Source organism: Microcoleus asticus IPMA8 (genome assembly GCF_013179805.1).
GTDB classification, from domain to species: Bacteria; Cyanobacteriota; Cyanobacteriia; order Cyanobacteriales; family Microcoleaceae; genus Microcoleus; species Microcoleus asticus.
Genome location: NZ_SRRZ01000180.1, coordinates 1 through 10,947, shown reverse-complemented (window position 1 = coordinate 10,947; position 10,947 = coordinate 1). Strand labels below are relative to the sequence as shown.

7 protein-coding genes are annotated in these 10,947 nt (G+C 50.5%); 2 read left to right on the top strand and 5 right to left on the bottom strand.

Going from position 1 to position 10,947, the window contains the following annotated elements; all coding sequences use genetic code 11:
• Nucleotides 1–492: 492 nt before the first annotated feature.
• Both E5S67_RS29390 and pyrE read right to left on the bottom strand, forming a co-directional pair.
• Nucleotides 493–945: a hypothetical protein gene (locus E5S67_RS29390; RefSeq protein ID WP_246277038.1), complete on the bottom strand. Its 453-nt coding sequence runs from the start codon at nucleotides 943–945 to the stop codon at nucleotides 493–495.
• A gap of 518 nt (nucleotides 946–1,463) precedes the next feature.
• On the bottom strand, nucleotides 1,464–2,051 hold the full coding sequence (gene pyrE, locus E5S67_RS29385; RefSeq protein ID WP_172192642.1) for an orotate phosphoribosyltransferase: 588 nt from the start codon (nucleotides 2,049–2,051) through the stop codon (nucleotides 1,464–1,466).
• 85 nt (nucleotides 2,052–2,136) lie between these two features.
• On the opposite strand from pyrE, the gene E5S67_RS29380 reads away from it, so the two are divergent.
• On the top strand, nucleotides 2,137–2,664 hold the full coding sequence (locus E5S67_RS29380; RefSeq protein ID WP_172192641.1) for a hypothetical protein: 528 nt from the start codon (nucleotides 2,137–2,139) through the stop codon (nucleotides 2,662–2,664).
• Between the two features lie 178 nt (nucleotides 2,665–2,842).
• On the opposite strand, the gene E5S67_RS29375 is transcribed toward E5S67_RS29380, so the two are convergent.
• Both E5S67_RS29375 and ccmP read right to left on the bottom strand, forming a co-directional pair.
• Nucleotides 2,843–3,589, bottom strand: coding sequence for a pentapeptide repeat-containing protein (locus E5S67_RS29375; RefSeq protein ID WP_172192639.1), 747 nt, complete (start codon nucleotides 3,587–3,589; stop codon nucleotides 2,843–2,845).
• A 20-nt stretch (nucleotides 3,590–3,609) separates the two neighbouring features.
• Nucleotides 3,610–4,254 carry a beta-carboxysome protein CcmP gene (gene ccmP, locus E5S67_RS29370; protein ID WP_172192637.1) on the bottom strand — a complete coding sequence of 215 codons (645 nt, stop codon included), beginning with the start codon at nucleotides 4,252–4,254 and terminating at the stop codon, nucleotides 3,610–3,612.
• Between the two features lie 322 nt (nucleotides 4,255–4,576).
• Between ccmP and E5S67_RS29365 the strand changes: the two genes are divergently transcribed.
• Nucleotides 4,577–4,900 (top strand): WGxxGxxG family protein, encoded by a 324-nt coding sequence (locus tag E5S67_RS29365; protein WP_172192635.1) that lies wholly within the window; start codon nucleotides 4,577–4,579, stop codon nucleotides 4,898–4,900.
• Between the two features lie 385 nt (nucleotides 4,901–5,285).
• Here E5S67_RS29365 and E5S67_RS29360 read toward each other — a convergent pair whose 3' ends face one another.
• Complete coding sequence (locus E5S67_RS29360; RefSeq protein WP_172192633.1) at nucleotides 5,286–10,640, bottom strand: PAS domain S-box protein; 5,355 nt, start codon at nucleotides 10,638–10,640, stop codon at nucleotides 5,286–5,288.
• Nucleotides 10,641–10,947 lie beyond the last annotated feature (307 nt).

Below are 10,947 nucleotides of genomic sequence, written 5' to 3'. Positions count from 1 at the left end.
CTTAGTAGTGTAGATTTTCAGATCTGAAGTCTATTTATTTTCAACTCACCTTTGCTGAGTCTTTTCTTGCTGCCTAGTCTAAACTCCAGTAAACTGCACTCGCCTCGCAAACCCAGTTCCCCAGAATGAATCGAATTGCCACGGCAATAGTCAATTAGTCGCCTACCCTGTACTGGTAAACTAACTGAGCGTCGGGATTGATTTAGCTGCTTAAGAGGCATTCTGTTTCCAGATTCAAGGAACGAGCGGCGGATTCAAACGCTAATCTCATGCCGTTTATTTCTGAGAATAAGTCAATAAAACGGATTTTTTTCAGGGCCATTAAGCCGCCGGTCAAAACTCATATTTTGTACTATTTTTCAATCGAGGTAGAGCCTCTAGATATTCATTACCAGGTAGAGCCTGGTAACGATAAATTTTCAATTCGTAGGGTGCGTTAACGCACTGTAACGCACCGCCCGCCTCATGCAGCATTTGAGCTAAGTAAAAGAGTTACCTGGATATGTTAGCTTGCGCAGTTTCTTGGCACGTTGAAAGAATGCGCCGATCGTTTGAGCTAATTGTGCGAATAGAATGCAGATTGGTTAGCTGAGTATTGATTTCAACTGTTTGAATCTTTCCGGCTGAGATTGCCTTCCCGTAAAGTGTATTTCCCTGGATTTTACCAGTGAAGCACGCAAAGTCCGATCGCGGCGCGTAGATTGCACCGACGACCCGATCGTTCTGGCGTTGAAACACAATATAGTTTTGAAGAACTTGGTTGGGCTGTGGCGAATCTCCGTACAGGTAAATACCATCTGGCAATGCAGCAACATTACTCTTAGATGGATTTTGTTGTGCTTGAAGCGGTTGTTGCTGAATGCCAACACCAATTAGTGTCAGAGGAAAAATCAAGGCTGTTGCCAGTAGTTTCCATTTCCCTTGAATAGATGCAGGTAAAATCATTACTGCTTCTCCTTGCGTCGGGTCATGTAACATATTAAAACAGTCTTCTCTAGTTAATATCTCACTCAGGTTATAATTTACCTCTGCTAAAATCTGCCGATTGGTAGAGACTCTGACCTGAAAGCTTGCTCTTGTTTAGCACGGAAAACTTTATTTTCCATTGCGATCCAAGTATCTGAGCTGATTTTGATAAAATTAGAGGGGCCATAGTTTATAATCCCACCCAATCAAACACCGATTTCCTCTAGCAATACCAAGTTTTATGGCTCTGTATTATTCACTTTTTCCGAGTATTTTACTCTTAATTTTTGTACCCACACGCCGTCGCAGCTTGACGGCCCAGGATCGTATTTTTTTTTTAGTCCCTGCCTTTTTAACTCTCGACAAATGGCACCAGGACTTACCCATTGCCCGTAAATATTCCTTCAGCTCTTGGTAGCAGCGACTTTAATCACTAACATTTAGCAGTAGCGACTAAAGTTGCGCCTTTGTTATATTTTTGGAGGCAGAAGGTAGGGCTATTCTTCTGATTCAGGGATGCGCGATCGCCATTCCTTAAGATCCTTAATCGTAAAAACTGCCTCAAAGTCCAATCCAACAGAGCGATAAAACTCAGCACCACCTTGCTCCCTGTCAATCAGCGACAACACGCGATCGACTTTATAACCGGCACCCCGCAACCGTTCCACCGCCTGCATCGCCGACTTACCCGTCGTCACCACATCCTCCAAAACCGCCACATTCGTCCCCTCTGGCAACAGTGGGCCCTCAATATACGCCATTGTCCCGTGTCCCTTCGTCTCCTTTCTGACAATTAAAGCTGGTATAGGTCGATCGCCCAAAGCCGAAACCACGCTCACCGCAGTTACAATCGGGTCAGCGCCCAAAGTCAAACCGCCCACCGCTTGCACATCCGACGACAGCATCGACAACAGCAAACGTCCCGTTGCCAAAGCACCTTCAGCGTGCAGCGTCACAGGTTTGCAGTTAATGTAATAAGAACTTTTCTGCCCCGAAGACAGCACAAAATCGCCTTCGCGATAGGCAAACTCGCACAACAAATCTAGAAGTCGATCGCGCAACACCTTTAAATCCGCAGCATCCATAACTCACACCGTGTAAAAAACACAAATAATCCGCCGATAATCAGTTTATAGTGGAATCGGAATTAATTAAGGAGGCTGAAATATTATGAGTCAAAAGTTAAAAAGCCTGAGCGGCGCGTTGATTCTCGCTGTCGCCTCTGCCGCAATGGCATCCGTCAAACCAGCTCAAGCACAAACAGCTCGATTTCACCCGATTGCCGACGACTTCAACCGACAAGTCTTTGAAGCTTCAGGAGACTTTTACCAAAACTTCAGCTTGCAAGGTTACTTGGGCGACTATTTAGGCATCGGTTCCCCCAGCGGCGTCGTTGCCTTTCCCGAAAAAGAAATGGAGAGGGATGCGAGTCGCGTCAACGGCCTTTACCGACGAGTAATGCAGCGGCAAGTTTCCAGCGATCCGATTCTCCGCGTCCCAGATGCCGTCAATCCCTTCGATTCCTCAATCATGGCACTGCCTGCTGCTTGCCAGCTAGCACCTCAACCGAGCGGCTGTTTCCCCACTCCCGCCGGGCTCCAAGATCAGTTTACACTTCCAACACAGCAGCAGGATTTACAGACCGATCCAGGCCCCGTCAGAGGACTTTATCAAGTATCGCCGGCCGGCAAAAATTAGTCGATCGACAGTTGCGAGTTTTGAGCCGAGGCGGGTTTACTAAATCTCGGATTTGTATGAGAGAGAAAGTCTGAACCCGCCCCAAAATTTCATGTTTTGGCGATGCTGTCGGTAAACGCGCAACTGGATTTTTTTTAACTATCGCGGTTATTTTACAGGACTAAATATTATCCAATATTTATGAAATAATGCTGCCGTCAGGCATGATTGTTCCTTTCAAAATAGCTTCGCCCAGATTAGCTCCCGCCAAGTTCGCTCCTCTGAGATTTGCCCTGGTCAAATTCGCCCCTCTCAAATCAGCTTTGCCGAGGTTTGCCCACCGGAAATCGGCAGCGCTCAACTCCGCAAAACAGAGATTTGCCTTGAAAAGATAGGCGGCAGTGAAGTGAGCTTCCCCGAGGTTAGCCTTAGAGAAATTGGCTGCATAGCAATGTGTTTCAATAAATTCGGCTTGAGTGAGATTGGCTTGACTGAGATTAGCAAAGTTGAGGTTCGCGCCGATCGCATTAACTCGAAACATCACCGCACCGATTAAATTCGCATCTGCGAAATCGGTTTGTTGGAGATTGGCCGCGGTGATGTCAGACCCAATTAAATTAGCACCGCTCAAATCAGCTCGCCTCATGTCGGCCGATCGCAGGTTGGTTCCAGTTAAATTAGCTTTAATTAAATTAGTTTCGAGCAGTTGCGCTCCGGCAAGATTTGCTAAACTAAGATTAGATTCGGCGAGGTTAGCCGCAATTAATTTAGCCTTAAACAAGTCTGTTTTAAAAAGATTCGAGCGCCAAAGATGAGCACCTCTTAGATTTGCTTCAGCGAGGTTAGCTTCGCTGAGATCCGGTTCTATATTTGGGTTGAGACTTCTCCATTCAATCCAAGTAACAGCACCTTTTTTTAACAGCGCTAAATGCTGTGTGTTTGCCATAATTGCATCTCCTTTAACGGCTATTCCTTGCGACCAAAAATTGCTTGATTTTCTCGACCCGTTACGTTTTCCACCGCCGCAATTGCTGCCTGGGAACCTGCTATAATATCTCGTTCTGCGCCGCCGAGGTAAAGCCGTCCGAAACTGCCTACAGCCTGAACCTCTAAGATGTTAATAGATGCGCCTTTTTCTGCTTCATTGGCCGCCAGCGCTGCATAAGCAGCCGGTTCTACTTCTAAGACATAAAGCGTTTGTCCCGCCAGCAGCAACTGTCCGCGGCGGGTGCGGTTGATTAATTGTGTTTGGTGGGGGTCAATGTTGCGAATAATTTGACTGGAAATCACTCGCGGTTTGATACCTTCTTCTCTGCGGACTCCCATGAATTCTAGAATTGCTTTGCCTGCGGCCCGCGTTTCCCCCTGCTGACTCGAGTGTACTTCCAGAAGGCCGTACAAGCGTTCGACTATCTGCACTCCCGGGCGCACGGAGGCTGATTTTAAGGCGACATCGGTGATTCGGTTAATTTCGATACCGGGCGAGATTTCTATCCACAGCGACGCATCCCCCGGCAGCGGCAAGAATCCGGCGGCGACTGTACCGATGTATGCTGCGTGCTGCGGCTGCAAATTGTCTAGAAATACGTAGCTGCGTAGCTCTATTCCCAAAAGTTTTTATCTCCGTCGATCGAGTTCCAACAGTTGTCTGTGCAATATCTGAGTTTACCTTTTTTTGTCAACAACACCTTGTCTGTTGTCGGGAGTGCGGGAGTGCCTCATAACCGAGTCTGGTGCCAGACCCGCGATTTATAGTGCCGGAGTGCCTCCGCGAGCAATCTTTAATTTCGTGCGCCTGCTAAAAATTTGATATCAATCTGTAGTTATACGTGGAACATAACAATGTTTACTGCTAGAGGTGGATTTAACTTTAATAGCCGATCGATATAGTGATGATAGTTAAAGATTTTTGCCAACAGAGAGCATTTGAATTATGAAACGTTCTGATTTATCCAAAGCAATCGGTGCAGGCATTCTAGCTGCTGGTTTAGCCATGGTACCAGGTAATCTGCCAGCTTCGGCTCAGACAGATACAACTGGCGGTACTACTGGCGGTACTAACAGCACTACCACCACCACAACTCCTCGCTCCGATGTCTACAATGCTGAGACAGATCGCGATTTTGACTGGGGATGGTTGGGATTGCTTGGCTTGTCCGGTTTGTTAGGTTTGATTCCCCGCAAACGCGAAGAAAATGTCCGCTATACCACTACAACGGGCGATCGCGATCCAGCCGTGCGCACTGACTACCGCTAATAATCGAGTATTAGGGCTGTGGGCATCATGCAGGGACAGGATGTTTTAACCTGTCCGACGATCGCCAATAATCATCAAAAAACCTCCATCTGTGAGGTTTTTTTGTTTGAGATGAAGCACGACCGAACGACTGTAAAATTGGTTACATCTGAGATATTGCACCATTGTCAAGGACAGGCTTTCCGGCTTGTTTCACATATAGATGGATTTTCTTATGTGCCGTTGCTCCGACGCTGCCTATAAAAGCTTTATTGAGAATGGTGCAACATCTCAGATGTAACCGGATTTGATATTATTTATTTCTTCCTTTCTTCTTCCTTTCTTCTTCGCGTTATTTGCGTCTTGGCGGTTCGTTAAATAAAGACTTTTCAGACCTAAAAAGACCTTAAATAATGTTGTTTCCGCCCGATCGACCGAGTACCTCCCAAATCGCCTGCACCAACTTGTCCACGTCAAAAGGCTTAGAAAGATGCCGCTGGAAGCCTGCAGCCAGCGCCTGCTGATAGTTAATTTCTCCAGCATAAGCGGTGAGGGCGATCGCCGGAACGAGTCCCCCTTGCTCTGGCGCCAGAGCCCGAACCTGCCGCAGCAACAGATAACCGTTCGTGTCAGGCATTCCAATATCGCTCAACAGCAAATCCGGCACAGACTGAGCTAAAACCCCCAAGGCATCGTCGGCGTTAGAAACTGCTGTAACGCTAGCCCCACAATTTTCAAGCAGAAAAACCACCAAATCTAGCGCATCGGCATCATCATCCACCGCTAACACGTTGATACCGCTCAAATTGGAGAATTGCTCCGGCGCAGCCGCAGCAGGACTTGTCTGAGGTTGCGCGGGCATCAGGGGTATCGTGACGGTAAATGTGGCGCCTTGTGCTTCGCCTGCACTTTCCGATTTCACCGTGCCGCCGTGGAGTTCGAGGAGATGGCGGACGATCGCCAATCCTAAACCCAATCCGCCAAACTTGCGCGTCATCGTGCTGTCAGCTTGCCGGAAGTAGTCGAATACATAAGGTAGAAAATCAGCTTCGATACCTTTTCCAGTATCAGTTACAGTAATTTGGGCGTCGGTGTCAACCCGATCGAGAACGACTTCAATTTTGCCTCTCGGCGGGGTGAACTTGACGGCATTTGACAGCAAATTCCAGAGTACCTGCTGAAGTCTCCCCGCATCGCCCAACACCGGGCCGAGATTCGATGCAAATTTAGTGCTGATTTGAATCGACTTGACTTCCGCCGCCAGACGCACCGTTTCAATAGCAGCGCCGATGACCCCGGCTAAATCCACAGGTGCAATATTCAAGCTGACCTTGCCTTGCAGAATCCCCGACACGTCGAGCAAATCTTCGATAAGCTGGGTTTGCAGTTTGGCGTTGCGCTCGATCGTCTCTAAGGCGTAACGCTGCTTTTCCGGTGTCAGACAGTTCGATCGCAGCAGCTTAGTCCAGCCCACAATCGGGTTTAAGGGAGTCCGCAATTCGTGGGACAAAACAGCCAAAAATTCGTCTTTGACGCGGTTAGCCTGTTCTGCTTCTTCCCGCGCTGCCTTTTCCCGGGCTAGAAGGCGTTCCCGTTCCGCTTCTGCAACTTTGCGATGGGTAATGTCGGTGTTGGTGCCGCACCAGCGCAGCACCTTGCCCCGATCGTCGCGAATTGGCACGGCGCGGGAGAGAAACCAGCCGTAAGATCCGTCTTTGCCGCGCAAGGGGAAAGTATCTTCCCAGAGTTCGCCTGTTTCAATGCAGCGCCTAAATTTTGCGACAACCCGATCGACGTGTTCCGGGTGATGCACCTGCTGCCAGCCCCAGCCTTGCATTTCCTCTAGGGTGGTACCCGTGTAGTCAAACCAGCGCTGGTTGTACCAGAAAATCCCCCCAGCAGCATCTGTCATCCAGGCCAACTGAGCGATGTTGTCAGCTAGAGCGCGGAACCTAGCCTCGCTTTCGTGCAGCTCATGCACGGCTCGCGCGTGCAGGATCACCGTCCACAGGCGAGCCACCACTTCTTGCATCAGCGAAACTTCATCCGGCCGCCAGTGCCGAACCGCCTTTGATGCCACCACCAAAAGAGCCACCCAGCGCCCTTCCTGAAGGCAGGGAACATCGACCAAAGCGCGAATACAAAGGGCACCGTAGTTATCGAATAAATGCGCTGTATCCGGGAATTTAGCGATATCTGAGATGACAAGTGTTTGACCTGCCATAGACAGAGCTTTCAGTTCTGGCGTCTTAAAGTCTGAGATGGGATAGGTGCCGGCGACGCTGGCCAGGTCGGGCTGATGCCAGTCTTGCCGGACAATTGCCCGATCGGCTTCTACATCGATTTCGTGCCATATGCAGCGATCGGCCTGTAAATATTCTCCCAGACTGTTCATCGCTTCCCACAACATTTCTGCCGGGTTAGAGCGCTGCCGCAAGCGGACTTCGAGATCGGAGAGAAACTGCTCGTTCAGTTGGGCTTGTTTGCGATCGTGAATATCGGTATACGTGCCGATCCACTCGACAATCTGGTTCCCCGCGCCGCGAATTGGCACGGCCCGGGACAAATGCCAGCGTTCCATTTGGTCTGCTGCCCGCCGCAGGCGCAGCTCAACTTGATAAACTTCTCCGGTGATTTGACATTCTTGCCAGCGGGCAAAAGCTTCTGCCGCATCGGACGGCGGCACCAGGGACTCCCAATTGTTGTGAACGGCTTCCTCGTAAGAGATTCCCAGATATTCCAACCATTTTTGTTGATTTGTAAAACGAATTGCCCCGCCGGAGTCTACGTTCCAAATCAGGTGGGGCAGCGACTCAGCCAGGAAGCGGAAGCGACGGTCGCTTTCTGCTAAGCTTTCTTCGGCTCGTTTGCGATCGTCAATATCAATGCCGATCCCGGCCCATTGCACCACCTGTCCCTTCGCGTCTTTGATGGGTACAAGTCGCGCTAAATGCCAGCGGTAGGTGCTGTCAAACCGCAGCACCCGACACTCGAATTCGTAGGCTTCCCCTGCTTCAATCGCCTTGGTGCGGGTGGGGACAACTGTTGGCAGATCCTCAGGATGAAATAAGTGCAGCACCGGTGCAGCCAGCGGCAATTGTGCTGGCCTGATGCCCGTGTAGCTTTTCCAGTGTTGGTTGCAAAACTCTAACCTGCCGTCGGCGGTGTTGATCCACATTAATTGCGGGACGCCATCGGCGATAGTGCGGTAGCGATTTTCGCTTTGCCGCAGTGCTTCTTCTATTTGCCGGCGCTCGGTTTTGTCCTGCATGATTTTCAGGAAACCTTGCACCTCGCCTCCTGCGTCGCGCAGGGGCATCACCAGCCCGCTGCCCCAAAAGCGGCTGCCATCTTTGCGGACGTGCCAGCGCTCGTTTACTGCCTTTCCGTGAGTCAGGGCGAGGTGCATTTCTAGTTCCGGCTTTCCGGCTGCTGAGTCTTCTGGGGTGAAGATGATTCTTCCGTGCTGGCCGACGATTTCAGCTTCGGTATAGCCCAGCAATCTTTCCGCGCCTGAGTTCCAAGTGGTAAAGTGTCCGCCGATGTCGAGGGTGAAGATGGCGTAGTCTTTGGCGCTGTCGAGAATCAATTGCAGGTGGGTTTCGCGATCGCGCAGTGCTGCTTCTGTTTGTTTGCGCTTGGTAATGTCGCTGGTGAAGCCGACTATTTTGGTCAGTTCACCTTGCTGGTTGCGGATCGAACTGCCGCGCTCCCAAACATCGATCCAGCGCCCGTCTTCGTGCCGCACTCGGTACTCGATTTCGTAGCGCTCAGCACTTAAGATTGAGTCCGCCCCGGCTTGGATGCGCGGCAAATCGACGGGATGGATGCGTTCTCTCCACCACTCTGGTGTTGCGGGTGCGTCCTCTGGGCGGACACCGACGATCGAGGACAGTCCCTCGGAACGGTAAACAGAGTTCCTTGCCAAATCCCACTCAAACACGATGCCGTCGATCGCCCTTGTAGCTAACTGAAAGCGGTTGTTGCTTTCTTGCAAGGCGAGTTCGGCGATTTTGCGATCGGTAATTTCCTGTACCGCGACATTCATCCCGACAATCTCCCCGCCCGTGTCTTTGAGCGCCCACCAATTCACGAGCCAAGTGCGTACAACACCGGGTTGAGCTTTGGTTTCACCGCTGATTTCACCATTTTGCATGGGTTCTCCGGTTTCGAGAAGGCGGCGGAACACAGCTTCGGCTGTGTCTGCCAAGCCGGGGAATATTTCGCGCACCGTCCTGCCGATGTGCGTTTCCACGGGCAAGCCGTTGATTTGGGCTAACCGCTGGTTGAGCCGCACGTACCGCAAATCTCTGTCTAAAACGGCCAAACCCACGGGAGTTGTTTGGTAGAGCGACTCTATCTCTAGAAGTTGACGGCGCACGGTTTGCTCGCTCTGGTGCAGGGCGAGTTCGGCCATTTTGCGATTGGTAGTATCAAACAATACTCCGATAAACCGCACTGCTTCGCCTGCGGCGTCGTAGAGATAGCGCCCGAACGAACTCAACCAGCGGATTTCTCCGCTGTCGGCGCGGATGATGCGGTATTCGGGGGAGTAGAGCGATCGGGTTTGCCGAGCTGTTTCTATTGCCTCCAGCACTTGCTTTAAGTCGTCTGGATGCACGCAGTTTTGCCACGCAGCGAAGGTTGTTTCGCCGCCCGGTGTCTGTTGGCAGCCCAAAATGCTGAAATGGGTCGCCGACCAAATTACTCGATTTGTTCGCACGTCTAAATCCCAGGTTGCCATGCCTGAGCCTTCGATGGCGATGCTCAAACGTTCTTCGCTTTGTTTTAAGGCAATTTCAGTTTGTTTGCGATCGCTGATATCTGTGAAGGAGCCCACGGCCCGCAAGGGATTGCCTGAGTGGTCCCAAATTGCTCGCCCTCTGGCTAAAATCCATTTGTAGCGCCCGTCGGGACAGCGAATACGGTACTCGCAGCAGTAATGTGAGGTTTCTCTATGCAAGTGCTGCTGCCAATTGCTTTGCACCATCTCCAAATCATCGGGATGAATGTAGCTTAAAAATTGGCTGAAGTGCTTGACTTCTTCGGGCCGACGTTCCAAAATCTCTAAACCGCGATCGCTCAGGATCTGGCCATTGGTTTGCAGGTTCTGATCCCAAATGCCGTCGTTGTTTCCCTGCAAGGCTAGCTGCCAGCGTTCTTCGCTTTCTCGCAAAGCTTCTTTGGTTCTATCGGCGCGATCGATTTGTACGGCGGCAACGGCAAAGTCTGCTAGGGCGATCGCGATCTGCAAGTCTTCGGCATCGAACTGGCGATCGGCATCGTGAGATACAATCCATATTGCCCCCAGCGGTTGATTTTCTGTTTGCAGCGGCACGACTAACGCTTCGGCGATCGGCAATTCTAGCTGCTGCAAGTCGGTGAAGTATTGTTCTGGAGCGGAGTAAAGCTGGGGAGTTTGGCGATCGAAACCAGCTCCCGACAAACGCAATTTGCGGGGTGTGTTTCTATCTTCTGCGGCTTCCCACGCGCCCGCCAACGCTTCCCAGCCAAATATTTGTTCGGAAGTTGTATTTTCTTCTAGCAAGCAGACTCCGACGCTTCCTGCCCCGCACAAATCTTGAGCGATCGCAACCAGTGTTTTGAGCAGCGTGTGGGGTGAGGTTGCCAGTTGTCGAGCCAGCATTTGTAGCGCTCGGTTTTCTGCTTTTGGATCGTGGGATCGAGGGGTGCGGCGCGACAGTTCCTCGGCGATCGGAATGTCGGTTAAATTAGTTTGTGGGGTTTGCCAAGCTTCCATCAATTAGTCGTCTCTACGTCTTTCGGTCTGAGCTGGCGAGCGTATATCAGCGCCCTGTTAAAGCATTTGCTACAAATTATAGCATCTACCCACATACAGAATATGCGATCTATCTTGGAAATTACTTTTTAGTTTTCAGGCTAGTTGATTGGGAGCAGTCCAATTTGGTAAAAAGCGTTTTTTAGGAGTGCGAGCATCCCGAGCGCTTTATATATTTTAGACATCTCCAAAATAGTAACATTTTGTGGTACAAGAAGATCGTAAAGCTTTTTTGAGACAGAAACATGAGCGACATCCTGAATCATAT

Excerpts from the sequence above, each read along its gene's own strand:
- E5S67_RS29390 (WP_246277038.1), bottom strand. The coding sequence starts at position 945 with ATGATTTTACCTGCATCTATTCAAGGGAAATGGAAACTACTGGCAACA.
- pyrE (WP_172192642.1), bottom strand. The coding sequence starts at position 2,051 with ATGGATGCTGCGGATTTAAAGGTGTTGCGCGATCGACTTCTAGATTTG.
- E5S67_RS29380 (WP_172192641.1), top strand. The coding sequence starts at position 2,137 with ATGAGTCAAAAGTTAAAAAGCCTGAGCGGCGCGTTGATTCTCGCTGTC.
- E5S67_RS29375 (WP_172192639.1), bottom strand. The coding sequence starts at position 3,589 with ATGGCAAACACACAGCATTTAGCGCTGTTAAAAAAAGGTGCTGTTACT.
- E5S67_RS29365 (WP_172192635.1), top strand. The coding sequence starts at position 4,577 with ATGAAACGTTCTGATTTATCCAAAGCAATCGGTGCAGGCATTCTAGCT.
- E5S67_RS29360 (WP_172192633.1), bottom strand. The coding sequence starts at position 10,640 with ATGGAAGCTTGGCAAACCCCACAAACTAATTTAACCGACATTCCGATC.